Raw genomic sequence first — 25,891 nt, 5'->3', positions numbered from 1 at the left:
CATACGAAGAATGGTTAGCCGCTGGTAATTCAGGATCAGAACAAGACTTTTTAGATGCATTAGTAGGTCCAGCCGGACAAGACGGTGTTGACGGCGCCTCAGTAACGGTAACGGATAACGGTAATGGTACTATAACCGTAAGTGATGGTATTAATGATGTTGTTGTATCTGATGGTGCTGACGGTGTTGTAGATCCTAAAGATTTAACAGCTGGAGACAGTTCTATTACTGTAACCGATGGAACAGGAGCTACAATAGTAGATACTAACATTATCGTTGCAGAAGGAGGAATTACAACCGATAAGTTAGCTGATGATGCTGTCACTGGATTAAAAATAGATGACGCTGTTGCAGGTACTGGTTTAGTTAAAAATGAAACAACAAATACATTTGATGTTCAAGCTAATAATGGATTAAACGTCGATGCTACTGCTGATGCAATTCAGTTAGGTGGTACATTAATAAAACCAACAACGGTAACAACAGATGCCACTCAAACTTTAGCTATTGAAGGTTTACAGACAGGTACTGTTGATAATGCTTTAGTAGCTGTAGAAGCTGATGGTACTCTAAGACAAATTAAAGCAGCAATGCCAAAGTTCTTCTATATGCCAGCTGTTATTTTTGATACTTCAGTAAACGGAACTTTTACAAGAAACTTACATACTGAATATCAAGCACAGTTTACAGGAACAGCTAATCCAACTTTAGTAAGTAGTGCTGGTGCGGTTAATGCTATTCCAACACTACCAGCAAATGAATTAGAGTATCATATTACATATTATGACACAGCGGTATTTTCAAACCTGTCTATTGACGCGAATGGAGTTTTATCATACACTATTATCGGTAGCGCAACAGAAGCGTCTTATATGACTATAGTATTTGTAGTGAAATAACAAAAACAATCTTGCTTGGTATAATAGGCTAATGTCTTTATCAAGCAAGAATTTTATATCGTAAATAAAAGAATTTAAAGTCGATCCTTTAACCTAATAAAGTAAAGGATATTAAAAACATAAAAAAAACAGAATGAAAAGCCCATGTTATCTATTATTAGGATTTATTATTCTAGTCGATTGCAAGTCACAAGGGTTATCAAAACGTTAATACTATAATTATATGAATAAGTTTTTACACTTCATATGTAATAATGTCTGTAATCTAAGCACAGATAGACAAATCAAAACACAAAATTTTAGTAGTATTAAAATTTTATTGATTTCTGTATTTGTTTTAAGCAGTATTGAAATGAATGCGCAGTGTGTTACACCGCCAACTTCAGGGAATATTACTTTTGCTTCTAATACCCTTACGTGTTTTACTACAGATGCCACATTAAGTGATGTAACGTTCCAAGATGGTTCAGGAATTTATATTGAACCAGGAGTTACTGTTATCATTCAAAATAACGTGAGTTCATCGGGAACTATTACGATGGATTTAGAGGGGACTTTGCAGTTTAATCAATCTCCTCAAATTTCAGCAAATGTAGATATAACTATAGCTTCTTCAGGAGAATTAAAAGCAGGTTCTAGTGGGACTAATGATTTTACGTTTCAAGGGAATGGTATTAATACAATAGTAAATTATGGATTGGTTTCTGCGGGTGTTTTAAATTTTAATGGAACAAACGGTGAGTATACAACAGATAATCATGGTACAATGAATATTACTGCCAATGTTAATATATCTGGAACTTGCTATTTTAAAAATAGTGGAATTCTAGATTTAGGGAATAGTTATAACTGTAATGACAAAACTGTTTTTGTAAACTGTGGAATTATGACTTCTGGGAATGGTTTTAATTTAAACGGAGGTCAAGTTTATAATTCTTCTGAATTTATTGTTTCAGGAGGGAATATTAGTTTTGGAAATAATACAGCATATTTTGAAAACACAGGACATGTAGATATCCAAAGTGGTCAACTACTTTTGGCTGGAAATGGAAGTGAGTATTATAATGAAGGATTTACTGAAATTTCCAATAATATTCAAAACGATGGTAATATAACTGGTCCCCCTGATGGCTCAGGTAAATTAGGTTATATGACTTGGTTTAAAAAAGCAGCTATGAATAGTGGTACTATTGGTCCAAATTTAAATTTAAAAAGAACAAATGGTGCTTCTAGCCAAGTAACAATGTTTAACAATCAAGGCCTTAATTTCTCTTCATCCTTAACTTATGATTGTGAAGCTTCCGGTAATTGTATTGCACCCAAGGTGACAGCAGGTGATATTTGTTGGAATCCAGATGGAAGTATTAGCTTAGTAATTGTAGCCACAGACGATGATTATAGCACAAGCCCTATAGCGCCTGGTGATTCTATTGCAAGCTCAGTAACACAAAATGATACTCTAAACGATGAAGCTGTTGTTTTAGGAACTAATTCTGGTGAAGTGTTCATTACAGATGTAACAGGAGATACTAGTGTTCTTACACTCGATCCTATTACAGGGGGAGTATCTATTAGCTCAGATGCAACACCTGGGACTTATACATTGACTTATACGCTATGTGAAAATGAGGTTTCGCCAGCAAATTGTGATACTGCCGTAGTGACCGTACTTGTAGAAAACGAAACTCCAACTCTAATCTGTACAGAGACTGTAACAGGCGAAGCATTTAATTGGAGTTATGGGGGGAGCCAAAGCCAAATTTCACAAACAATGACCCAACCTGGTGTAAATGGTGGTTTTGAGTTTGATATCTATGAATTAGATAACTCCTTTAATATGGAGATAAATGGTGTAAGTCTTGCTACACATGAAATAGAATTTCAATCTAGTGGTACATCAGGCATAAATATAGAATTTGAAGATGGGGACGAATATGAAACAGACACGCAAATGATATGGCAAATGGATGGTACTACCGATAATCCTTTAATCAGAGTTCTAATTAGCCCATCAGGAGAGGTAAGCATGTATGGGAGTAAAACTTCTGGAGGCCAGCTCTTTCCTTTGCAATTTAAACAAGATTTTAGTCCTGTTAATTCGTTTAATACAATTTCATGGAATCCAACATCGAATAATACTATTATAGTAACACAGAATGTACAAGGTCCTACGTTAATGGATGGCTACGGAAGTGGACTAAATATAGTGCCATGTGATTCTTATACTTTAGAAAAAGAAGGAGAATTTAACGATGAAAACAATAATGGTATTGCGGAGCCTGGTGAAACGATTACGTACACAATAACCGTAAAAAACAAAGAAGATATTGACATTTATGACATTGTTGTAGAAGACCCATTATTGGGAGGCGTATTAACAGGTCCACAAGCAGGAGACACTAATAATGATGGTGTTTTTAATATCTATGAAACGTGGACGTATACGGAGTCTTATACTATTACTCAAGCGGATATCGATAACAAAGGAGTGTATAATTTAGCCTCGGTTACTGGGACGAATGAATTGGATGAAGACTTAGATGCCGTATCATCAATAGACCCCAACCCATTAGACCCTAGTGATCCTAATTACGATCCTGCCAGGCCAGATCATACGTTTGTACCGCTTAAAAGCCGGAGTCTTTTGATTACGAATCCTAATATTTATCAAAGAGTAAAAAGCAATTAATGATGAAAAAAATTTATTTATATATTAATATATGTATGCTTCTTGCTTTTAGTGCTGTAAACGCTCAAACAGTTAACGAAGGTGTGCTATATGTTAGTGAAGACACACAGTTTTCAACTGTAGAGCGTTTAGATAACCTTAGTACCGGATCATTTTATAATGATGGTGATGCCTTTATTTACAGCCATTTTAATAATGATGGGATTTTAGATTTTTATCAAAATACAGGACTTACTCGATTTATAGGAAGCTCAATTCAGCTGCTTAGCGGGTTAGAAACTAGCTACCTCAATGATGTATATTTTAATAACACTAGTGCTATAGCTCCATTTCAAGTATCAGGGCATATTCATATCAATGGTGAATCCGATTTTTATGAAGGAATCGTAGACAACGATAATTTCGGTGGCGAAATTACTTTTTACAACAATGCAACACATATTAATACCTCCGATTACAGTCATGTGGATGGGCCTGTAAATAAATTGGGGAATCAAGAATTTATTTACCCAATTGGAGATGGCGGTTATTATCGTTTTGCAGGTATTTCAGCACCAGGAAATGTATCTGCACTATTTGAAGGCAAGTTTTATTTTGAAAACTCTGACGATATATATTCACATGACTTAAGAGCAGGTGTTATAGAAGAAATAGACGACCAAGAATATTGGACGATTGAAAAACGTAATGAAAATTCGGAAAATGGCTTTATTACGCTATCGTGGCGCGATGTTACTACGCCATCATCTATGGTAGAAGCTGCACAACAAGATGCCTTAACCATTGTGCGTTGGGATGAAGCTACAAATATGTGGGTTGATGAAGGTGGAGTTATAGATCTCGATAACCAAACTGTAACAACGGCTGTAAATGATTATGGTGTTTTTACTTTCGGACGTGTTAAGTCGAATCTTATTTTACCATGTGAACTTGTTATTTACAATTCTGTAACACCAAATGCTGATGGAAAAAACGACTATTTTCTTATTGATCAGCCCAATAACGAATGTGCAAGAAACTTAAAAGTTCTGGTATTTAATCGTTGGGGAGTTAAGGTTTTTGAGACCGATAATTATGGCACTCATGGAAATGTTTTTGATGGCTATTCCTCAGGCCGATTAACACTGAATAGTTCTGAAAGATTGCCTTTTGGTACGTATTACTACATTCTTGAATATGAATATGGTGATGAAACAGATAATAACCAATATAAAAAAGCAGGTTATTTATACTTAAGTGCTAACTAAAATGAAACGAACTCTAATGACTTTTATAAAATCAAATTTATGTGCACTTGTACTGCTAGTGAGCCTATTTTTTATGTTGCCATCTGCACAGGCACAGCAAGATTCGCAGTACACGCAGTATATGTATAATACCATTTCTGTAAACCCTGCATATGCCGGATCTAGAGGGTCTTTAAATGTGCTAGGTGTGTATAGAAACCAATGGGTAGGATTAGATGGTGCACCAGAGACTCTCAATTTTGCCGCACATTCACCTATAGGTGTTAAAGGTGTTGGTTTAGGTCTTGGTTTTACTAGTGATAAATTAGGGCCATCTGAAGAGAGTTTTATAACGGCAGATTTCTCATACACCCTTCAAATGGCAGAAAAATTAAAGCTTTCTTTTGGTATTAAAGGCGGACTGTCGCTTTGGAATTTAGATCCAGATAAATTAACTATTTATGATCCGAACGATTATAATTTAAGACGGGAAAATCACAGTTCACCTGTCATCGGTGCGGGTTTTTATTTACATACAGAAAAATGGTATGTTGGTATATCCACACCTAACTTCTTAGAAACCGAACACTATGATGAAGTTCAGGTATCTACCGCCATGGAAAAAACGCATCTGTATTTTATAGGAGGTTATGTATTTACCCTTAATCCCGACTTAAAATTAAAACCTGCGGTATTGGCTAAAGCCGTTAGTGGTGCTCCCTTAGCAATTGATCTTTCAGCCAATGCCCTATTATATGAAAAAGCCACTTTTGGTTTGGCTTATCGCCTTGATGCTACTGTAAGTGCCATGGCTGGTTTTCAGGTGTCAGACAATATTATGATAGGCTATGCGTACGATTACGATACAACTGAATTAGGAAATTATAATAGTGGATCTCACGAAATATTTTTACGTTTCGAGTTAGGCACAAGACTTAGAGGAAAAGTAAACCCGAGATTCTTTTAATTCTTAAATAGAAAAATTAATGAAAAATAGTTTAAACATATATAGTTTCTTTTTGATGTTTTTGAGTGTAATTCAACTCACTTCAATTGACGCACAAGAAAGAAAAGTAGAGAAAGCTACCGAAAATTATGAGCAATTAGATTATGTTAATGCCCAAAAAATATATTTAGCGGTTGCTGAAAAAGGCCATGAATCTGAAGAACTTTTCACAAAATTAGCCAACAGTTATTATTTTAATGCGCAATATGATGATGCCGTAAAATGGTACGAACGCTTGTTTGATTTTACAGCTACGCCAGAAGATAATAATGTTTATTTACGTTATTCGCAATCTTTAAAAGCAACAGGTGAAGCAGCAAAAGCAACCGAATATTATGATGCCTTTTTGTTGAATAGTGATTTGCAAAACACGACTATAAAAGCACAAGATTATCTTGATATCATCCAACAAAATTCAGGGAGATATGATATAGAAGTTCTAAAAAATGTTTACGATGAAAAACAGATTTCTTTCGGGCACTTAAGATTAGGTGATACCTTGTATTATGCTTCTACCAATAGCAGTAAAACATTTTTAAACAGAAGAAGTGCTTGGGATGGTTTGAGTTTTTTATCCCTTTATACTATTCAAGTGGATTCTTTAAACCAAACGATAAGCAAACCTAAAAAACTTAAAGGGAAGCTTAAAAGTAAATTCCATGAGTCATCACCTGTATTTACAGCGGATCACAATACCATGTATTTTACAAGAAGCAATATTACATACGATGACAAAAATGAAGATCAGCGTTTAAAGATTTATAAAGCAGAACTAAAAAATAACAAATGGCAAAAAGCCGAAGAATTATCAATTAATAGCGATTATTTTTCTAATGCACATCCAACGTTAAGTTCAGATAATACTAAGCTTTATTTTTCTTCAGACCGCCCAGGAGGTTATGGCGAATCTGATATTTACGTGTCTGAAATTGATAGTGATGGTCATCTAAGTACACCTGTAAATTTAGGACCTAGCATTAATACTAGTGGAAAAGAAACCTTTCCGTTTATAACAGCCGATAATGCCTTGTATTTTTCTTCAGATGGTCATATGGGAATGGGAGGTTTAGATGTCTTTTATATAGAGATTCTAGAGGATGGTTATGGTCATTTATTAAATATTGGTGCACCTGTAAATTCCTATGCAGATGATTTTGCTTTCGGAATAGATTTGGAAACTCGCCGAGGGTTTATAAGTTCTAATCGTTCTAAAACTGAAGGAGAATTTGTGTATGATAACATTTATTCGTTTTTAGAAACATCACCTATTAAAGATGTTTATTTTGCACAAATAGAAGGTGTTGTTACCGATAAACAAACAGGAGAGCCTATTGCTGAAGCTCAAATTGTTTTATCTGATGTTGAAGGGAATATATTTAAAGAAGTTCAAACCAATGAAAAAGGGTATTATATAGTAGATATTAATAAGTTTGATTCTTATTTAATAAAAGCGAGTAAACCTCAGTATGATACGGATGAAAATATGTCTAAATCAGGTTTAGAAAGGCAGAGTATCAATTTTCAATTACAGCAGAATGAAATTTCTCTTGTTCCAGGTACAGACTTGGCTGAGGTACTTAATATTCCTATTATTTATTTTGATTTTGATAAATCTAATATCCGTAAGGATGCACAAGTTGAACTCGAAAAAGTTTATGCAGTGCTCAACTTTTATCCTGATTTAAAAATAGACATACGATCGCACACGGATAGTCGTGGTAATGATTCATATAATAAAGCACTTTCTCAACGTAGAGCAACCTCTACCTTAAACTATTTGGTTGATAAAGGTATAGATGCATCACGATTATCTGCTCAAGGCATGGGAGAAACCCAACACGTTAATAATTGTAGTAATGGTGTACCTTGTTCTAAAGGTGAACACCAAAAAAACAGACGCTCAGAATTTATTGTTAAAGAATAAAAATGAGTGTCCCCCTTGACTAATAGCTGAAAAGCCGGAGAGCAATCTTCGGTTTTTTTATTGCTTATAGTTTTTATAGAGCCTTGATACCCTTTGGCATCATCATAGCGATGATGTTTGCTGTGATCACTTATAAGTGATATTATTTAGAAACTTCTATTTGTTTTATAGGCGGTTTTCAACCTGTACAATGAAAGACAATGTGTTGTCAGTGTTACCAACAATTCTTTTGTCTCATAGTTATCGTGGATTTACGTAGAGAAAAACTTTATCTTTTAAAATAACTAGTTTTTTTTCAATACATACAAGACCTTGTTGCGCTTTCAAGTTGACAAACGATATCTACAAGGTTAAAAAGTAGTATGTAGATTTCTGACACACCATTACATACGATACTATAAAAGGAAAAACAGAGATTAAAGTTAATTTTTTTTTGAAATCCATTAAATACAAAAATCCCATCGTAAACGACAGGATTTTAAAATGTTTAGTCTGCAATTAACATTTACTTAATAATTCCTTGTTAATCTCTTGATGTCAATCATTGAGGGTATTTTCTAATTTTCTACTCATAGTAGTAAAAGGGAATACTCCATGATTAATATGACTAAAAATGAGAGAAAATGCGTTCGGTATTTAGCACAAGAAATGTCTACAGCAACTAAAGCGATATTCGAAATAGAATTGACTTTAGATCATGAGTTAAAAGCAACTTATGAAAACTATAAATTAATTTGGGATAATTACCCAGCTAGCTTAAAGGAGTATCATGAACATAACGAAGTACAATTAAAGCCTAAGGCTGTTCAAAGACCAATAAAACGTAAGAGAAACGTAATTAATCGTATCGCATTTAGCTTAGCTGCTGTTGGTTTAATAGTTGTAACCTATAGTTATTTTTTGCCTTCTAGCGCGTTAAGTTATATAAATCAGGTTGCTACAGGGAAAGGTCAGCGACAAACGGTATACCTTCCTGATAGTAGTCTTGTTATTTTGAATGCTTCAAGCGAAATCAAATATAACTCAGACTTTAAAAATAAACGCCATGTTTTTATAACAGGGGAGGCTTACTTTGATGTGACTCATAACAAAGAAATTCCGTTTGTTGTCCATACAGAGGATTTAAACATTACCGTTTTAGGAACCGCTTTTAACGTTAATACCGTTTTAGAGAATAAGTCGGTATCCTTAGAAAGAGGTAAGGTCAATGTCTTTATTAAGAAGTCTCAAAACAGTCTTAATTTATTACCGAAAGAAGAGCTTATATACAACATTAAAACTTCAGATGTTACTAAAAGAAACTTCAATGTCACCAAAGCTTTAGCATGGAAAGACAATATGTTAATTCTTGATAATTTAATATTCAAAGACGCACTCTATAAAATAAATAATTATTACGGAGTAAGCTTCAAGATTACTGATGCAAAAATTAATCAAAAAAGGATTACGGGTGCTTTTAAAGAGCAAAACATTGATGAATTTATTAACTCCATAGAATTCATCGCAGATGTTAAAATAAAGAAGATAAATCCTAACGAATACCTAATAACTCAAAACCATGAAGATTAAAAGCATTCGTCATTCAGTTATCACAAGCGAAGACCTTTTTCTATTTGAACAAATTCAAGAAGGTGATACCAAAGCTCTCGATGTGTTTTTTAAAAAATACTATAACAAGCTGTGCAGATTTGGTGTGTTGTTCGAGTCTAACATGCATATCATAGAGGAAAAAGTAGACGATGTTTTTATTCAATTATGGTCTAATAGAGACCAACTTAATACAATTAAAAATCCAAAATCATATATCTATGCCATACTAAAAAACGACCTCCTAAGAGTTAAGAACAATTACCAAATTAGACCACTACGAGATGAAGACCATTTAAATAACGGCAGTCTTTATCCAAGTATCGAAGATGAAATTATAGCTAACGAACAAAAAGAAATTAATAGAAATGTCATCAAAAATGTTTTAGAATCTATACCAAAACGAACACGTCAAATTTTTGAAATGAGCAGAATTGACGGCTTTAAATACAAAGAGATTTCAGAATTATTAGAAATAACCCCTAAAACCGTAGAGAATCATATTGGGCTAGCCCTCAGGCATATTAGTACAAACATAAATAAGTTTAAGTAGTGTGTGTTAAAAATACAATTACGTTTTAACCCTCGCTTTTGATTCCAAACGATTACAACACTAACAACTAATCATTAAAAAAACAACTTTATGAAATATCAAAAATTCATATTAAGTACCGCCATAATCTTAACAAGTTTATGCAATGCATATGGAAGTGTACATCCTATAAATCACAATACTAATAGTTACCATGTTAATAATAACACCATTAATTTACAGCTTAAAGAAGCATCTTTAATTCAGGTCTTCAATTTAATTGAGAAACAAACCGATTTAAAATTCATTTATATTTCTAATGCGCTTTACCAAAACACTAAAATTGATTTAAGTGTCAATAATCAATCTTTAGAGACTGTATTAAAGACACTAAAGCAAAAATCACCAATCGATTTTAAAATCACTGATAATGGCATACTCGTTAAGCCAATAGGCGAAACGGTTACTAAAATTAATCAAGATAATATCACCATTAAAGGTGTGGTGTATGATGAAACTAATACGCCTGTTCTTGGAGCTAATATTTACGCTACAGCATATAATATTGGAGCTGTAACGGATTATGATGGTCAGTTTACAATCAAAGTCCCTGCGGATACGAAGACGTTAAAAATTACTTATATCGGATACGAAGACGTCGATTATTCATTAGAAGGTCAATTAGAAATTACAGTTAATTTAACGCCTCATTTTGCGGCACTTAACGAAGTTATTATTACGGGTCAAGGCGCAAGTGTACAGCGAAAAAGATTATCTAACAACGTTGAAGTTCTTAAGTCCGAAGATTTAGCCGGTTTACCTTCACAACGTATAGACCAGTTGATTGCAACTAAATTGCCTAATACCCAGATTAATTTTACAGGAGGCCAATCGGGAGCAACAACACTAATTAGATCTAGAGGTATTAATTCTGCGTTCCTAAGTTCAACACCTGTATTTTATATAGATGGTGTGCGTATGGATAACTTAAATACAAGTAGCGCCTTAGGTGGAGGTAGTGCACAAGGTGCGGCTATGAGTTCTATTGCCGATATTCCAATGGATAATATAGACCGAATTGAATATATTAATGGTGGAGCTGCAACAACGCTTTACGGCTCGGATGCCGCGAACGGAGTGATTCAGATTTTTACTAAAAAAGGAAGCTCAAGAGGTACGCAAATTACCGCTTCAACTCAAATGGGAATTGTAGCGCCAACTGCAGATTTTCTATATTTTGACCGCTCTAAAGACTTATTATTTGAAACAGGAACTTATCAAAAATACAACTTAAGTATAAGTGGTGGTAACTCTGAAGGTTTTGGGTATAGTTTTTCTGGGAATTTTTTAGATAACACAGGGGCTCAAATAGCAGAGAATAATGCTAATACGAAAATAGATTTTAGCACTGGTTTTAAAGCGAAATTAGGAGAAAAAGTAACATATAATAGTTCTTTTATTTATGTGAATAATAGGTACAACAGAAACCGAAATGGTAACCAAGGAGGTTATACAGGTTTATGGTTTGCAGAAAGTGGAGCGTCTGTTTTAAAAGGTTTTAATAATAGGTTAGATGATCTTAGCTCTACGGAGTTTAATGACATAAATGCTTTTGTAAAAACGGCGGAAGAATTACAAAATAACGAAATCGCTATTAATAGATTTACAACGTCTCAAAGTTTTACTTATAAACCTGTAAATAATTTTGAAGCTAAATTTGTTGGAGGTATCGATTATAGAGTTCAGAACGATCAAACTATTCAGACCAACGAATATTTATCACATACGTCTCAAACTAGCGTCACAGACGAAGGAAGTATTGCTAATACAGAACGTAAATACTTTGGAGTTACGCTCGAGTTAAGTGCGCAACATAAATTTGAAACAGGTCAATTTTCATTTATCTCAACCGTAGGTGGTCAATTATTTAGAAACTCAGATCATCAAATTCAATACGTAGGAACAAATATTAGAGACGGAGCCGAAACTATTAGCGATGCTGCTATAAAAACGAGTGAAGAATATTTGGCAGAAGTGCTTAACTATGGCTTTTATTTTCAGGAAAATATTGGCTTCAAGGATAAGTTGTTCTTTGACTTAGGTATTCGAGGAGATCGTAACCCGTCCTTTGGTGATAATATTGGTACGCAATACTACCCTAAAGCTGGTGTGTCTTATTTGTTGAGTTCAGAACCTTGGTTAGAAAATGCAACGGCTGTAAATTCTTTACGATTACGAGGAAATTATGGTGTAGCTGGTAATTTACCTCCCGCTTTTGTAAACGAAAGAACCATAGATTTTGATGGTTTTTTAGGTGAACAAGCGGCCTTTTTTGGACAATCTGGAAATCCGGATTTAAAACCTGAAAAAACAACAACGTATGAAGTAGGTGTAGACGCAGCATTGTTTAATAATAGAGTCAACTTATCGGTAGGCTACTACAATGCCAATACTAAAGATGCTTTGTTTTATGTGCCACCAACACCATCTAGTGGCTATGCAAGTAGTCAATTATATAATATTGGAGAAATAGAAAATAAAGGGTGGGAAATAAATGCAAGTTTTATTCCTATACAAACCGAAAATGTAACGCTATCATTAAATGTGTCTATAAATACTTTAGATAACTTAGTGGTAGATTCTGGAGGTGTAGCACCATTTAATATTAATGGATTTAGTGCAAGAACCATTCAAACTGTGGTAGAAGAAGGATATCCTATAGGATACATAAGAGGAAATTATGGCACCTTTGATGAGAATGGTGTTTTAGAGTCTACTACAGCACAATCGTATTTAGGGACTACCATTCCAGATTTATTTGGTAACCTAGGTATGAACTTCTCGTATAAAAATTTCAGTCTCTTTGCAAATGGTAATTATCAAAAAGGGGCTTATGCTAATAGTTTTGACCAACAGTTTAGATTTCTATATGGAGCTTCAGATGCTATAGTGCCAGAAGCAGAAGTTGAAGCTAATGGGACTTCAAATTGGTTAAATTTTACAAATTTATTCACTGAAAAGACTGATTTTATAAAAATTAGAACCATCGGACTGAATTACAACTTAATCCCTAAAAATACGAACACCATTAAATCTATCTTAATTGGTTTTAGTGTGAATAATCCACTGAATTTTACCGCATCGTCGTTTGATCCTGAAGCAACAATTAGTGGTTCAGCAACGGGACAAGGTGGTGCCTCTACTGGAGGGATATCTTATGCAACATACTCTGCGCCTAGAGAATTTTTAACCTCATTAAAAATAAATTTCTAAAAACAAAAAACATGAAAACAATTTATATATATATCACAGTATTGTTTCTGACACTTACCGCTTGTGTTGATAACCCTAATGTTACCGAAGACGCTTTCTTGGATAACACCAATTCAGCTACGAGTTGGATTATGGGTATTAAAAGACAATTTGCTTTAACCATGAATGCTATTGTCATTAATTCGGAAATGGTTTCTGATAATTATTTTAATAACTATACCCTTTACAATAAAGTATTCGATATTCCACAAATTGACTATACAGATATCGATGGTAATAGTATGCAAGTAGAAATTGGAGCGCTAAGAGAAATGGCGGAATATGCTTTAGAAACCGTATTGCCTAGCGATCCAGACGCTACAACTCAACAATGGTCTTATGCTTATTTTGCAAAAGCTTATGCCTTAATTTTATCTGGCGAAAATTTCACAGGCCTTCCTATGAATAGTAATAGTGAAGCTTATACGGCAAGTGAATTGTTAGAAGCTAGTTTAGGTTACCTAGATCTTGCCATTGAAAACGAAAGTAACTCAGAAACTATTTCAGCGTACCAGTTATTAAAATCTAGAGTGTACCGTAGTTTAGGAGATAGAGCTAACGCAAAATCTTTTGCTCAAACTGTAATTGGCAATAATAGCTTGTTGTTTACCGTAGAATTCGATGGCACCAATGGTGTCCCTAATGAAATTCAGAATGCCACGTTTACAGCTAGCGAGAACAGATTTTCTCCACTTCCAAGGTTAGACTTTTTAGACCCTAAATTCTTTGACTTAGGAACGGCTTCAGAAGATCAAAAACCATTATCTCTAGCTAAAGTGGAAGAGGCCTATTTAATTTTAGCGGAAGCGTATACGGCTGAAAATAATTTAGAAATGGCTAAATCTACATTAATTAACCTACTAGACAACGTGTTAAATTCTAGGCCAATAATGTATTTGGATGATAGTGAAGAATTGAGAAATGGTACTAATAGACAAGATTATCCAACGACAGCCGTTGAGGTTAGCTTTGAAAGCGGACAAGAATTTAGATCGGGTTATGTTTTAGATCGGCAAGCTGACCTTATTCCTGTTTATACTGTTTCAGGTACAAGTGTCACTCACCAGGCTGTTGATGCAGCAGCAAATGTAGATGATGTATTATATCTTATCTACTTAATGCGTCAAGAGATTTTTATGAGTGAAGGTAGACGTTCTAATGATTTAGGTATTAAGTTTCCTGTGTCTCAAACTGAGCAGTTAAATAATGCTAATATTTCAGATGAATTTACACAACCTACCATACCTAGTTTTATCCCTTTAAATTTAGGTTTAGATGATTTTACTGTAGATGAGACCACAGGAAATGTGACCATGCTTTACGATATGAATCGCGTATTAGTGGAAAATAAAACGTCAAACCATGTATTGCCTTTTAATTAATTTTATCATATGAAACAGTTATTTAAACATATTTTGATTGGAATAGTAACGTGTTTTGGTATCAACCTAATCGTTGCACAAGAAGCAAAACACTTAGTTATTATTAGTATCGATGGTTTTAGGCCAGACTTCTACTTGCAAGACCAATGGCCAACACCCAACCTAAAAGATTTAGCAAATAATGGAATTGCTTCACAAGGTGTAAATGGTATTTTCCCAACAGTTACATACCCATCACATACCACTTTAATAACAGGTGTTGGTCCTGATGAACATGGTGTATACTACAACACTAAAGTCTCAGAAGAAGGTACTCCTGGGAATTGGTATTATGATTTTAGTTCCGTAAAAGCTAAAACCTTATGGGAAGCAGCAAAAAATGTTGGACTAAAAACAGCTTCTGTTTCCTGGCCTATTACTGTAAATGCTACCGTTATAGATTATAATATACCAGAAATATGGTCTTTTGATAATCCGAGAGATCGTCGTGGTGCGACTCAAAAACATGCAATACCTAAAGGGTTGTTTGAAGAGGCTATAAGTAATGCAACAGGTAATCTTGAAGTAGAGGATTACAACTTAAGCTCCTTAAGCATGGATCAAAATTTAGCGAGAATAGCAGGTTATATAATTAGAACTTATACGCCAAATTTATTAACGATTCATTTACCCAATACCGATGGAGCACAGCATAGAAATGGGCGTGACGGAGTGGAAGTCGAAAAGGCAATTGCTGGTGCGGATCAAGCCGTTAGTACTATAGTTGATGCCTTAAAAAAAGCGGACATTTTAGAACAAACCAATATTATCATCACAGGAGACCATGGGTTTTATACAGTGCATTCTAGCATCACTCCTAATCTGTGGTTAAAAGAATTAGGGTTGCTTGATAAAGACACCTTCTTTATAAGTACTGGTGGTTCTGCATTTTTGCATATGAAGGATAAAAACGATAAAAAAGCATTAAATAAAATTGTAAAGAAACTTGAAAGTTTACCTTTTAGTATCAAAAAAGCGTTTAGAATTATTTCAAGAGAAGAGATGACTTCTAGAGGAGCCAACCCAAATGCAGTATTGGCTTTGACGGCAAATGATGGTTTTAGTTTTAATAATGATAGAGATGGAGTGTTAATTAAAACGGCACATGGAGGTAAGCATGGTCAGTATCCTGATACTAAAAATATCCAAACAGGTTTTGTAGCTTTTGGTCCTGATTTTAAAAAAGGTGTGGTGTTTCCTGAAATACAAATGGAAGATATTCCAACGCTATCAGCTTATCTTCTTGGAGCTGAGTTAGAATCCTCTAAAGGAATTGTGTATAAGAGTATGCTGAATAGTACTACTGATTGAGAATTCATATACTTAAACCATGTAGAGCAAAAAAGCAAGAGTTAGGTTTCTCTTGCTTTTTTTTATGTAAATATGAAATTAGTGTTATGACTGATACTTCTTCTTCAACTGCGTTAACATTTCTGAAGTCATTTTTTTTAGATCAAAATCGTGCGACCAGTTCCAATCCTTTCGTGCAACGCTATCATCTATAGACGTTGGCCAACTATCTGCAATGGCTTGTCTAAAATCGGGTTTGTAGGTCATTGTAAAGTCTGGCATTTCAGCTTTAATACTTTCGGCAATTTCTTTAGGAGTAAAACTAATAGCTGCTAAGTTATACGATGATCTTATAGTTATATCCTCAGAAGGTGCTGCCATAATTTGAGTCGTGGCTTTAATAGCATCATCCATAAACATCATTGGTAAATTGGTGTCTTCAGATAGAAACCCTTCGTATTTACCTTCTTTTATCGCTTCGTGATAAATTTCAACAGCATAATCCGTTGTGCCACCTCCAGGCATCGCTTTGTGACTAATAATACCAGGATAACGTATACTTCTTACGTCTACACCATATTTATTGTGGTAATATTCGCACCAGCGTTCACCGACTTGTTTGGTAATACCGTAAACGGTTGTTGGTTCAGAAATGGTATGTTGAGGTGTGTTTTTATTGGGAGTCGTTGGTCCAAATACAGCGATACTGCTTGGCCAGAATACCTTTTTAATTTGTTTGGTTTTTGCTAAGTTTAACACATGAAACAGTGAATTCATATTTAAATCCCAAGCTTCCATCGGGTATTTTTCGCCAGTAGCACTTAATAAGGCTGCCATGAGGTAAACCGTGTCAATATTGTGGTTAATGCAACAATCTTTAATCGCATTAAAGTTCTTAGCATCTAAAATAACAAAAGGACCAGCATTAACTAATTCTAATTTACGGGTGTTAATATCGCTAGCAATAACGTTATCTACACCATGGATCTCTCTTAGTTTTGTGGTGAGTTCTGTACCTATTTGGCCACAGGCACCAATGATTAATATTTTTGAAGACATTTGCGCTTTTTAAATTATCGGCAAAAGTAATAAGAAATAAAGCGTTGTAATATTAAAATTTTCAGAAAAAGACAATTTTATTATGAATTCCTTAATTTTATTTAGAGCTTAGATACCAAATCTATAACACAGATAGTTAGTATATTTACAGTCAAAATTAATTAATACGTATGAACATTAGATTAGTCCTTTTATTTTTAAGTTGTTTAATGGTTTTGAGTTGTAATGAAGATACCAATACCACTAAAGATTTGGAAACATCTGAAAACACATCACAGAATAAAAAGATTACAGCAAAAACCATTGAGGCTATTACTTACGAAGATTATGCACTAAGTAGCGAAGCTGAAGCTGAAGTTGTAACTTGGGAAAGATACCATGAATTAGCAACGCAACTGAGTTATTTAAAGAAAGCAGATTTTTCGTTTTTCAATGGTGATATAGACCTTTTAAAAAAGTTTATAAAAGAATTTGATGCGCAAATGCCAAGCCAATTTAGAACAAATCCTATTATATCTCGTAATGCTATTATTGAAACAGAACTTTTAAAGTTAAATGAAAATTTAACTATAGATAACATTAGTAGAGACGAGAAACTATTAAATATTAAAGCACTTTTTATATCATTTTCTAACCTAAATTATCAGATTAATAAAAAATTAGAGGATGATTTTTATAGTAAGATTCAACCCGAATAAACTATGAGTACCACCCCAAAATCATATAAGGTTGTAACAATCTTATATTTGAGGGGACATATGATTACCAACTATTTAATTTAACAAAGCAATAATATATTATGAAAATCCAATTTAGTCGTTTGTTAACGATATCAGGTTTTGCTTTTCTTACAATGGTAGCATGTAAAGAAAACGCTAAAAAAGACACTAAAATTGCTAAAGTGACCACTCCGGGAATTGTTTTAGAGAATATGGATACTTTAGTGAATCCAAAGGAAGACTTTTATAACTATGTAAATGGTAATTGGGTAAGAACTAATACCATACCAGACGATGAAACGAGATGGGGAGGATTTGGTGTTTTGCGTAAATCTACGCGGCATGATGTTTTAGAAATTATAAAATCGTCTAAAGAATTTGGAACCTACAAAGAAGGTTCTGACCAGAAAAAAGCCTTATTAATTTTTGAATCTGAATTAGATACGCTGGCACGAAATGAAGCAGGAATTACACCTTTAGAGCCTTTATTAGAAAAGATAAATAGCATTAAAAGCTTGCAAGATATGCAAACTGTTTATGCATCTACTTTAGGTGTTAGTGCGCCGTTTGCAGGCATTGGTGCAAATGCAGATCTAAATGATAGCAGCATGAATACTGCTTGGGTTTTTCCAGGAGGATTAGGTTTACAACGTGACTATTATGTAGATGAAGATACTAAGACAAAAGAAATAAGAGGCAAGTATGTAGATCATATAGCTAGAATGCTTCAATTTATTAACTATTCTCAAGAAGATGCTGGTAATGCTGCTCAAACGATTTTAGAATTGGAAACGCAACTTGCCATTCCACGTTTAGACAAAGTCGCCAGTAGAGATATTAGAAATTTTAATAACCCAACAGCGCTTTCAGATTTACAAGGTATGACACCGTCTATTAATTGGCAGAAATTAATGGATGATATGGGAATAGACAAAAAGGTAGATACCTTAATGGTTATGCAGCCTGAGTATATGAAAACTTTGGATACGTTCTTAAAAACAACACCTATAGAAGATATAAAAACTCTAATAACTTGGAACACCTTAAATAAAGCTGCAGGTATGCTTACAACAGAAATGGAAAAAGCAAACTGGGATTTTTACAGTAAAACACTTAGCGGATCTAAAGCAATGCGATCAGCAGAAGAACGTGCATTAGGTACTGTAAATGGTAGTGTTGGTGAGGCTGTAGGACAATTATATGTACAAGCTAAGTTTCCACCAGAAGCTAAAGAAAAAGCAGAAAAAATGATTGCAAATGTAATCACTGCATTTCAAAACAGAATTAACAAGCTCGATTGGATGAGTGCAGAAACAAAACAAAAAGCCATTACTAAACTAGATAAGTTTACGGTAAAAATAGCCTATCCAGATGAGTGGGAAGACTACTCAAAAATGGAAATAAAAGATGGTAATTCTTATGCCGAAAACATGATGGCTGTTGGTGCTTGGGCTAAAAACAAAAACCTTAATGATATAAATGAGCCTGTAGATAAGACCAAATGGGGAATGCCACCACAAACGGTAAATGCGTATTTCAATCCTATAAATAACGAAATTGTGTTTCCTGCAGCTATTTTACAACCACCTTTTTATAATTATACGGCAGATGAAGCTGTAAACTATGGAGGAATTGGTGCTGTTATTGGTCATGAAATTTCACATGCTTTTGATGATTCTGGAGCACGTTTTGACGGTGATGGAAATGTAAATAACTGGTGGACACCAGAAGATTTAATAGAATTTGAAAAACGAGGTAAAGCACTAGCAGATCAATACTCGGCTATAGAAGTGTTAGATAGTGTTTATATAAACGGTGAGTTTACATTAGGTGAAAATATTGGTGACCTTGGAGGTGTATTAGGAGCCTATGATGGACTTCAATTATATTTTGAAAAAAATGGAAGACCTGGTACTATCGATGGGTTTACACCAGAGCAACGTTTCTTTATGTCTTGGGCAACCGTTTGGAGAACCTTATCTCGAGAAGACGGTTTAAGAACACAAATAAAAACCGATCCACACTCACCTGGTATTTATAGAGCGACACAACCTTTAAAAAATATTGATGCTTTCTACGAAGCATTTGATATAAAAGAAGGTGATGCTATGTACTTAGCACCCGAAGATCGCGTAAGAATTTGGTAACCTAATACCAATTTAAAATACAAAAAATGCAGCTCAACGAGCTGCATTTTTTATAGTATATCACTTGTAATGTCTTAGTTCTTATTCCCGGCAGCTGCTTGTTGTGCACGTTGCGCTTTTTGGGCTTCTAAAGCCTCTCTACTAATTTTAGCAAGATTAAAATTAGAATCAATAGCTAAAGCATCGTTCATTAATTTTAGCGCTGCATCTAAATTAGCATCTTTATTTTCTGTAAATGTTAAAAGCCCTTTTAAGTACGTTAAAGCTGCTTTCATAGATGTTTCATATGGTTGTTGCTTTTCGTAAAAGGCACGCTTCATGTCATCTGTAACATTAGCCATAGCGTAATCGATGTTTAATCGTGCTCCTGCTAAATCCTTAGTCTGAATTTTCATGTCAGCCAATTCATAAGCTAAATAGACATTAGGATCGCGTTTGTAAAGCTCTTCAAAATGCTCTAAAGCCATTTCTATTTGATTAAGATTTTTTAATGCCAAAGCTTTTACTTCAACATTCATATCAGAATCGGTTGCATTTTTCTCTACACCAATAGTGTTTAAAGCTTGCATATATTGGCCTTCTGAAAGGTAGATATAGGCCAAGGTATCTTTACGTGCTACAGAAGGTTCTAAGATATCGAGATGCGTCATTGCATTAATAACACCTTGCTTGTCGCCTTGCTTTTTCATCTGCTTGTAATACGCTTCAAAATGTTTTTTTAATTCTGTATTAGTCTGTGCAAATACACTAACTGAGAATAACATAAGAATTGCAATTGTAATCGTCTTCATTTGTTCTTTATTTATTGTTTAATAGGTATTTTAGTTTAAAGGGCTAAATCTATAAAAATTAATAAGAACTGGTCTTAAAAATCTTATAATTTCTATGGTGCCACTTTAAAGCTGTATTTCAAAAGTTGTACCACTATTTTACTTGCTATGATTTTTCCTTCACTTTTTTCTGAAGAATTAAACGTAGGTAGCGGCAAATTGTGACGTTCGCAATAGTTTTGATAGTAATCTTTTCTGGTTGGATGTACAGGATATGCTGCATTTAATGTACAATTCCAGAGTTCAGTTTTTAGGATAGCACTAATTATAGCGATACAATCTGATTTATGAATTAAATTAATAGGAGCATCGGGATTTGAAATATTCGCTTTTCCTGACAAATAGGTTGAAGGATGACGCTTTTTACCTACCAAGCCAGCAAAACGTAATATAGTGGTTTTAAAATTTGAATTTTCTTGAAGCATCTGTTCTATGGCTATAAGTTGTTTTCCATTTGCTGATGTGGCATTTGGATGTGTATTGGCTGTTATCACAGGGCAACTTACATCGTCTTCAAAAACCGAAGTAGAACTTATATAGAGCACATTTTTTATATCATGTTTTTCAATTTCACGTACTAAATGCTGTATTTCTGCAACGTGATTTTTATTTGGGTTTTTTCTTAATCCAGGTGGAATGTTAATAATTACGGTCTCACTTCCGGTTAAAAATTCAGAATAATTACCCGAAATTGAAGTGTCATTTAAAGTGATTAAAAACGGATGTATATGCTGATTTCGTAATTCCTGTAGTTTAGCTTTAGTAGTTGTAGAACCATTAATGCTAAAGCCGTCTTCAACTAATTTTTGAGCTAAAGACAAACCCAACCAACCACAACCAATAATGCTTATTTGTGTTTTCAAAACTATGGATTAATTATAAATGTTAAAAATACAGAATTTTAGCTGCATTTGTATTTTGATTTTTTTAAATGGTTAATTTTCAGTATTTTTAAATTAACTCTAACCTTAAAAATCAAAACGTTATGGCTATAAAAAGTTTTCAAGGAGCTCGAAAGCAACAAAATGCTAATGAGAATTCACAGTTAAAAGTAAGAGATTATATGTCAACAAAGCTTATAACGTTTAGACCAGATCAATCTGTACAAGAAGTGGTAGAGTCTTTAATAAGCAATAAGATTTCTGGTGGTCCTGTTGTCAATGATAAGCAAGAATTAATTGGCATTATTTCTGAAGGTGATTGTTTAAAACAACTCAGCGAAAGTAGATATTACAACATGCCATTAGAGCATGATACTGTAGATAAACGTATGGCTACAGAGGTTGAAACTATAGATGGTAACATGGATGTTTTTGATGCTGCCAACAAATTTTTGCAGTCTAAACGACGACGTTTCCCCATAATAGAAAACGGAAAATTAGTTGGGCAAATTAGCCAAAAAGATATTTTAATTGCTGCGCTAGAATTAAAAGGCGAAAATTGGAATAGCACCACTAAACAAGGATCGTAAGGACAAGTTGCGACTTGTACGTACGGCAGCGTTAATCGTCGCGTTTTACTAAAGCATAATACTCACCTTCGAGCGGTAAGTAACCTTGGTCGTACACAAAGTAGTAAATAGTACCTGCTTTTGTGGTGTAGATACTTGTAAAGTAATTAAAATCGAAACCTTTCTCTATCATTTTAGCTCTAGAGCATTTCATTTTTTTATTCGGGTTGAGTGCTTCTAAGATTCTGTAATTTTTTCTAAGTCGGTTATTGGTGTTTCTAATTAAATTTTTAGAATCCTTGTTTAAGCGGTTGTTTTGTGCATTTCTGCAACCATCGCTACAGTATTTTTTGTCAATTCTGCCAACAATTAGATCTCCACATTCTGGACATTTTTTCCGCATAACTTTAAATTAAGTCCTTACAATATACTAATTTATAATGTTATAAAGAACTGGTAATGATAAGCGTATTGGTCTTGTTTACTTTTTTATAGACAGCCACTTTATAGACTTTTGTTTTAAGGTAACTGACTAAGGTTTCAACATTGTCTATATCGGTTTCTTTTACCGAAGCATTAAAAAGTAAGGATCCTTTTGAAGATTTTGAGTTAAGCACATGATCCCAAAACGTTGTGCTTAAAAATTTATCTGGAACCGAAAGATCGATGTAAAGGTCTATTATAATTAAGTCGAATAATTTGGTGTTGGCTTCAATAAAATTGAAAGCATCTGTACAATGAATTTTTAAGTGTTGGTTGTCTTCAATTCCAAATTCTGACTTTGCAATATCTATAATTACAGGATCTAATTCTACGGCTTCAATAGCGTTAGTGTACTTAAAATCCGTACGAAGTGTTTTAATGACGCTTCCGCCTCCCATGCCTAAAACTAATATAGAATTGACCTTTGAAAGTTCAATTTTTTCTATACCATATTTTAAAATTCGCTGTAAAGAGCCATAACTGTAGTTGGCATTTGCAGAGTTGAGGTGTTTTTTACCGTTGTACCACGTGATTTCTAATGTGCCGCTGTATTTAGATTCAATTGTTTTGGTAACAGGATAAATGTAACTGAGCAGTTGCTTCATAGTTACTAAAGGTAGAGGTTTATGAGGTTGTTTTTAAGCTATGACTCGTCTTTATTTTTATTGTATTTGGTATAATTTATCTTTTTCTTATTAAGAATTGCATAGAATTTTCGAGGCGAAATTTTTAGATCCTTCGTAATTTCACTCACTTTTCTTTTCCCTTTTTTATAGAGTTTTAAGTTTTCATTTACTTTTTTGTTGAAGTAATAATCTTTCAGTTTATCCAGAACTTCCAGTTCTGTTAACTTAGAGTCACTTGCGTAATCTTCTATGTCTGTTTTTATGTTTGATAATTTATTTTCCATGTGTGTAATTTTAGACTAAAACGGTCAGTGTTTAAAGGATTTTAAGTCTACTAAATTAAAAAATATATTTTAAGACTTTTGTGATTTGAGGATATCAATTCCAAAAAAATGCAGCATCCATTGGTTGTCATCCAGTTAGACTTATTACGCTCTCAAACTCCAAATTTCATTCAGTGGATCTCCTTTACTAGAAAATCCAGTATGATTCCAATCACCATCGTTTAGGTCATAGTTGAATTTTAAAGACGCACCAACTCTAGAGTCGTCTTTTGAAAAGAATTCGATATTTTCTGTGTATTCTCCATTTTCGGTGGTGTAAGTGCCTCCACCTGTTGCCATAAACTGTTTTGTTTCGGTGTTATAGGCAATCCATTGAAAAAGCGTACCAGATAATATTTTCATGGTTTTTCTGGGTCCGCTGGTATCTCGTGTTTGTGTTTTTCCATCGCGTACGCGGCCAGACATTAACCAAGCCCCTTGTAATTCGCCAGGTGTACCATTATCTATTCTGTTAAATTTTAAGCCACTATCTACAATTTCTAATTCGTTATCTGTAAGATTGATCTTAACGCTAGGTTCTGTTCCAACTAGTTCAGAATTTTTACTGTTAAATTCTACGTTTTTAGTCATTACATCTCCTTTTAAGGACCACGATCCACCGTTTGTGTGACTAAATTTTCCGGTTGTGGCTTCATAAGTGGTTGAGACATGGTAGCCATCTGTAAAAATGACTACGGTTTTTAATTTGTCGCCGTTTTCAGTCGTTGTATAATTTTCCCATGCTCCAATAACACTTTGAGCTTCGATTCCGAATGACATTACTGTGCAAATGAGGACTCCGATTATTTTTTTCATGATTTTATATTTTTTAAAGGTCTTCAACAACTACGCAATATTACATACGAGCTGTTTTGCATTAAAGTTAATAAATAAAAACGGAATCTAAATATGATAAACGTGCATCCTAATCGTTGTTAACGATATGTAATTATGAATGGCTGCATATTATTCTATTTTAAAACTGGTCTAAGATGGTGAAAATCTAATATCGTTTACTTGGTTTTTATTTTTGCAATCGGCTTTATTTTCCAAATAATCCAATTCGTAAATCCTAAAACTGTCAGCATAATAATCCAGTTCAGTATCTTTTCAAAAGTCCAGAATGCTCTTGGTAAATAATCTCTCTGTATATCAATTAAAATATCTGTTACTACTATGTTCCAGATGAACCATAAACTATAAAGACTTACGTATACGATTAGAATGGTCCAAAGGGTTTTGTTATTAAAAATCAGTTGTCCAATGAGTAGCAGTGCAGGTATGATTACTTGCCATAAATAAATTCCAAAAACAGATGCATTGAAAATAAAGCTCAAATCATTAACCCAAATGAAGATCCATAAAATGAGTCCAATGCCATAGATTAGTCTTTGGACTTTATCAGTTTTTAAATGTTTAGTTAGCATTACTAAAAATTTTTTCAAAAGCATTGTACACAGCATTATGCAAAGCATCTCCGTGTGTTTTATCTTCTAAAAACTCATAATACAATGTTGTATTCTGTTTTTAGATTCATAATTTCAAAACCTTTTGTGGTCTTTGAGTACGAAATTATTTCTTTAGTTTTTTCCTTGTCCTGAAGTAGTAATTTATATGTTTTTTCTCCGTGTTTTATGATATTAAGTTTTTCGTCATTATCTTTTTCACTATACCATTCTCCAGTTAATTCAGGATTGATATTTTCATCATTTGGTAAGCTGAATTTTGATTCTAAAGAACAACTAATTACTAAAAATAAAATTACTAAACTTAAAATGTATTTTTTTATAGGTTCTGTGTTTTAATGTTTTACTACGTCTATTGAAAACATAAATATAAACAATATCCCGCAGTATTATTGGGATTAGCCAAGTATGAGTGTTTTATTCTACATAAGCTACATTTTCTCCAATTTTATACCTTAGCCATTTCTTTTCCGATTTAGGTTGTTGAGTTATTGTTCCACCATTGAGATGAACTTTATAACCTCCAATCACAAATATTTCTTTGGTTTTTTTATTTAAAACGATTTTATCTGCATTCTCAAACTCAAACACACTGGTTTTTAGATTCGCATTTCCGATAAGAGTAATTGTTTCATTTTCAGGATTCTGTTTTACCATTTCATCACAAGAGTAAGTCAATTCATTTTCAGGGTTAACTTGGTTTTGAGAATAGCAATTCATTCCAATGGCTAAAATCAGACTAGCAGTAACAAATAATCTCTTCATATTTTTTTATTTTATTGTTTAAATTGTTTTTTTGAGTTCGTAGTGTATTATACTGAAATAGGTTGACTCTTTTTAGTTATTATTTAGACGTTCAAAAGATTTTTTTTAGCCGTTTAGAAGGCAAAAAAATAGTTTGA

At 33.7% G+C, this 25,891-nt stretch carries 21 protein-coding genes and 1 pseudogene; 13 read left to right on the top strand and 9 right to left on the bottom strand.

From position 1 onward, the window contains the following. The 10 genes and pseudogenes from ITJ86_RS16625 to ITJ86_RS16580 form a co-directional block, all read left to right on the top strand. A pseudogene (locus tag ITJ86_RS16625) lies at nt 1-899 on the top strand (hypothetical protein); the annotation flags it as partial. A 223-nt stretch (nt 900-1,122) separates the two neighbouring features. Continuing rightward, nucleotides 1,123-3,588 (top strand): DUF7507 domain-containing protein, encoded by a 2,466-nt coding sequence (locus ITJ86_RS16620; protein WP_195872780.1) that lies wholly within the window; start codon nt 1,123-1,125, stop codon nt 3,586-3,588. Continuing rightward, nucleotides 3,588-4,835 (top strand): gliding motility-associated C-terminal domain-containing protein, encoded by a 1,248-nt coding sequence (locus ITJ86_RS16615; protein ID WP_230080333.1) that lies wholly within the window; start codon nt 3,588-3,590, stop codon nt 4,833-4,835. The genes ITJ86_RS16620 and ITJ86_RS16615 overlap by 1 nt, the downstream gene beginning before the upstream one ends. Nucleotides 4,836-4,851: 16 nt before the next feature. Next, nucleotides 4,852-5,781 (top strand): PorP/SprF family type IX secretion system membrane protein, encoded by a 930-nt coding sequence (locus ITJ86_RS16610; protein WP_230080332.1) that lies wholly within the window; start codon nt 4,852-4,854, stop codon nt 5,779-5,781. A gap of 19 nt (nt 5,782-5,800) precedes the next feature. Continuing rightward, nucleotides 5,801-7,744 (top strand): OmpA family protein, encoded by a 1,944-nt coding sequence (locus ITJ86_RS16605; protein ID WP_230080331.1) that lies wholly within the window; start codon nt 5,801-5,803, stop codon nt 7,742-7,744. A 594-nt stretch (nt 7,745-8,338) separates the two neighbouring features. Beyond that, nucleotides 8,339-9,313, top strand: a complete 975-nt coding sequence (locus ITJ86_RS16600) for a FecR family protein (protein ID WP_195872778.1) — start codon at nt 8,339-8,341, stop codon at nt 9,311-9,313. Further along, complete coding sequence (locus ITJ86_RS16595; protein ID WP_195872777.1) at nt 9,303-9,884, top strand: sigma-70 family RNA polymerase sigma factor; 582 nt, start codon at nt 9,303-9,305, stop codon at nt 9,882-9,884. Before ITJ86_RS16600 ends, ITJ86_RS16595 begins: the two co-directional genes overlap by 11 nt. 90 nt (nt 9,885-9,974) lie before the next feature. Beyond that, entirely contained in the window at nt 9,975-13,136 is a 3,162-nt protein-coding gene (locus tag ITJ86_RS16590; RefSeq protein ID WP_195872776.1) for a TonB-dependent receptor domain-containing protein, read from the top strand. An 11-nt stretch (nt 13,137-13,147) separates the two neighbouring features. Further along, the gene (locus tag ITJ86_RS16585; protein ID WP_195872775.1) at nt 13,148-14,557 is read left to right on the top strand and encodes a RagB/SusD family nutrient uptake outer membrane protein; all 1,410 of its coding nucleotides are present in this window, start codon (nt 13,148-13,150) and stop codon (nt 14,555-14,557) included. Nucleotides 14,558-14,566: 9 nt separating this feature from the next. Beyond that, nucleotides 14,567-15,907 (top strand): alkaline phosphatase family protein, encoded by a 1,341-nt coding sequence (locus ITJ86_RS16580; RefSeq protein ID WP_195872774.1) that lies wholly within the window; start codon nt 14,567-14,569, stop codon nt 15,905-15,907. Between the two features lie 84 nt (nt 15,908-15,991). Here the strand turns inward: ITJ86_RS16580 and ITJ86_RS16575 are convergent, their stop codons facing one another. Beyond that, a complete protein-coding gene (locus tag ITJ86_RS16575; RefSeq protein WP_195872773.1) occupies nt 15,992-16,945 on the bottom strand; it encodes an NAD-dependent epimerase/dehydratase family protein in 954 nt (317 codons plus the stop codon). A gap of 170 nt (nt 16,946-17,115) precedes the next feature. On the opposite strand from ITJ86_RS16575, the gene ITJ86_RS16570 reads away from it, so the two are divergent. Next, nucleotides 17,116-17,643 (top strand): hypothetical protein, encoded by a 528-nt coding sequence (locus tag ITJ86_RS16570; protein ID WP_195872772.1) that lies wholly within the window; start codon nt 17,116-17,118, stop codon nt 17,641-17,643. Between the two features lie 101 nt (nt 17,644-17,744). Further along, a complete protein-coding gene (locus ITJ86_RS16565; RefSeq protein ID WP_195872771.1) occupies nt 17,745-19,811 on the top strand; it encodes a M13 family metallopeptidase in 2,067 nt (688 codons plus the stop codon). Between the two features lie 74 nt (nt 19,812-19,885). On the opposite strand, the gene ITJ86_RS16560 is transcribed toward ITJ86_RS16565, so the two are convergent. Both ITJ86_RS16560 and ITJ86_RS16555 read right to left on the bottom strand, forming a co-directional pair. Then, on the bottom strand, nt 19,886-20,602 hold the full coding sequence (locus tag ITJ86_RS16560; RefSeq protein WP_195872770.1) for a tetratricopeptide repeat protein: 717 nt from the start codon (nt 20,600-20,602) through the stop codon (nt 19,886-19,888). Nucleotides 20,603-20,694: 92 nt separating this feature from the next. After that, on the bottom strand, nt 20,695-21,504 hold the full coding sequence (locus ITJ86_RS16555) for an NAD(P)-binding domain-containing protein (RefSeq protein ID WP_195872769.1): 810 nt from the start codon (nt 21,502-21,504) through the stop codon (nt 20,695-20,697). A gap of 122 nt (nt 21,505-21,626) precedes the next feature. On the opposite strand from ITJ86_RS16555, the gene ITJ86_RS16550 reads away from it, so the two are divergent. Continuing rightward, the gene (locus ITJ86_RS16550) at nt 21,627-22,112 is read left to right on the top strand and encodes a CBS domain-containing protein (RefSeq protein WP_195872768.1); all 486 of its coding nucleotides are present in this window, start codon (nt 21,627-21,629) and stop codon (nt 22,110-22,112) included. A gap of 31 nt (nt 22,113-22,143) precedes the next feature. On the opposite strand, the gene ITJ86_RS16545 is transcribed toward ITJ86_RS16550, so the two are convergent. The 6 genes from ITJ86_RS16545 to ITJ86_RS16520 all read right to left on the bottom strand — a co-directional run bounded on the left by ITJ86_RS16545 (nt 22,144) and on the right by ITJ86_RS16520 (nt 25,754). Continuing rightward, nucleotides 22,144-22,494 carry a hypothetical protein gene (locus ITJ86_RS16545; protein WP_195872767.1) on the bottom strand — a complete coding sequence of 117 codons (351 nt, stop codon included), beginning with the start codon at nt 22,492-22,494 and terminating at the stop codon, nt 22,144-22,146. 40 nt (nt 22,495-22,534) lie between these two features. Next, entirely contained in the window at nt 22,535-23,179 is a 645-nt protein-coding gene (locus ITJ86_RS16540) for a spermidine synthase (protein WP_195872766.1), read from the bottom strand. Nucleotides 23,180-23,217: 38 nt separating this feature from the next. Beyond that, on the bottom strand, nt 23,218-23,484 hold the full coding sequence (locus tag ITJ86_RS16535) for a hypothetical protein (protein ID WP_195872765.1): 267 nt from the start codon (nt 23,482-23,484) through the stop codon (nt 23,218-23,220). A gap of 144 nt (nt 23,485-23,628) precedes the next feature. After that, nucleotides 23,629-24,339 carry a membrane or secreted protein gene (locus ITJ86_RS16530; protein WP_195872764.1) on the bottom strand — a complete coding sequence of 237 codons (711 nt, stop codon included), beginning with the start codon at nt 24,337-24,339 and terminating at the stop codon, nt 23,629-23,631. Nucleotides 24,340-24,536: 197 nt separating this feature from the next. Further along, on the bottom strand, nt 24,537-24,950 hold the full coding sequence (locus ITJ86_RS16525; protein WP_195872763.1) for a hypothetical protein: 414 nt from the start codon (nt 24,948-24,950) through the stop codon (nt 24,537-24,539). A 456-nt stretch (nt 24,951-25,406) separates the two neighbouring features. Next, nucleotides 25,407-25,754: a hypothetical protein gene (locus ITJ86_RS16520; RefSeq protein WP_195872762.1), complete on the bottom strand. Its 348-nt coding sequence runs from the start codon at nt 25,752-25,754 to the stop codon at nt 25,407-25,409. Nucleotides 25,755-25,891 lie beyond the last annotated feature (137 nt).

It is taken from the genome of Winogradskyella marina (assembly GCF_015645385.1).
Taxonomy (GTDB): domain Bacteria; phylum Bacteroidota; class Bacteroidia; order Flavobacteriales; family Flavobacteriaceae; genus Winogradskyella; species Winogradskyella marina.
The sequence above is the reverse complement of the archived record's forward strand: the minus strand, read 5'-3'. Positions and strand labels throughout refer to the sequence as shown.

Bases quoted from the DNA above. Each gene is read 5' to 3' on its own strand.
- ITJ86_RS16620 (WP_195872780.1), top strand. From the start codon at position 1,123: ATGAATAAGTTTTTACACTTCATATGTAATAATGTCTGTAATCTAAGC.
- ITJ86_RS16615 (WP_230080333.1), top strand. From the start codon at position 3,588: ATGATGAAAAAAATTTATTTATATATTAATATATGTATGCTTCTTGCT.
- ITJ86_RS16610 (WP_230080332.1), top strand. From the start codon at position 4,852: ATGACTTTTATAAAATCAAATTTATGTGCACTTGTACTGCTAGTGAGC.
- ITJ86_RS16605 (WP_230080331.1), top strand. From the start codon at position 5,801: ATGAAAAATAGTTTAAACATATATAGTTTCTTTTTGATGTTTTTGAGT.
- ITJ86_RS16600 (WP_195872778.1), top strand. From the start codon at position 8,339: ATGATTAATATGACTAAAAATGAGAGAAAATGCGTTCGGTATTTAGCA.
- ITJ86_RS16595 (WP_195872777.1), top strand. From the start codon at position 9,303: ATGAAGATTAAAAGCATTCGTCATTCAGTTATCACAAGCGAAGACCTT.
- ITJ86_RS16590 (WP_195872776.1), top strand. From the start codon at position 9,975: ATGAAATATCAAAAATTCATATTAAGTACCGCCATAATCTTAACAAGT.
- ITJ86_RS16585 (WP_195872775.1), top strand. From the start codon at position 13,148: ATGAAAACAATTTATATATATATCACAGTATTGTTTCTGACACTTACC.
- ITJ86_RS16580 (WP_195872774.1), top strand. From the start codon at position 14,567: ATGAAACAGTTATTTAAACATATTTTGATTGGAATAGTAACGTGTTTT.
- ITJ86_RS16575 (WP_195872773.1), bottom strand. From the start codon at position 16,945: ATGTCTTCAAAAATATTAATCATTGGTGCCTGTGGCCAAATAGGTACA.
- ITJ86_RS16570 (WP_195872772.1), top strand. From the start codon at position 17,116: ATGAACATTAGATTAGTCCTTTTATTTTTAAGTTGTTTAATGGTTTTG.
- ITJ86_RS16565 (WP_195872771.1), top strand. From the start codon at position 17,745: ATGAAAATCCAATTTAGTCGTTTGTTAACGATATCAGGTTTTGCTTTT.
- ITJ86_RS16560 (WP_195872770.1), bottom strand. From the start codon at position 20,602: ATGAAGACGATTACAATTGCAATTCTTATGTTATTCTCAGTTAGTGTA.
- ITJ86_RS16550 (WP_195872768.1), top strand. From the start codon at position 21,627: ATGGCTATAAAAAGTTTTCAAGGAGCTCGAAAGCAACAAAATGCTAAT.
- ITJ86_RS16545 (WP_195872767.1), bottom strand. From the start codon at position 22,494: ATGCGGAAAAAATGTCCAGAATGTGGAGATCTAATTGTTGGCAGAATT.
- ITJ86_RS16540 (WP_195872766.1), bottom strand. From the start codon at position 23,179: ATGAAGCAACTGCTCAGTTACATTTATCCTGTTACCAAAACAATTGAA.
- ITJ86_RS16535 (WP_195872765.1), bottom strand. From the start codon at position 23,484: ATGGAAAATAAATTATCAAACATAAAAACAGACATAGAAGATTACGCA.
- ITJ86_RS16530 (WP_195872764.1), bottom strand. From the start codon at position 24,339: ATGAAAAAAATAATCGGAGTCCTCATTTGCACAGTAATGTCATTCGGA.
- ITJ86_RS16525 (WP_195872763.1), bottom strand. From the start codon at position 24,950: ATGCTAACTAAACATTTAAAAACTGATAAAGTCCAAAGACTAATCTAT.
- ITJ86_RS16520 (WP_195872762.1), bottom strand. From the start codon at position 25,754: ATGAAGAGATTATTTGTTACTGCTAGTCTGATTTTAGCCATTGGAATG.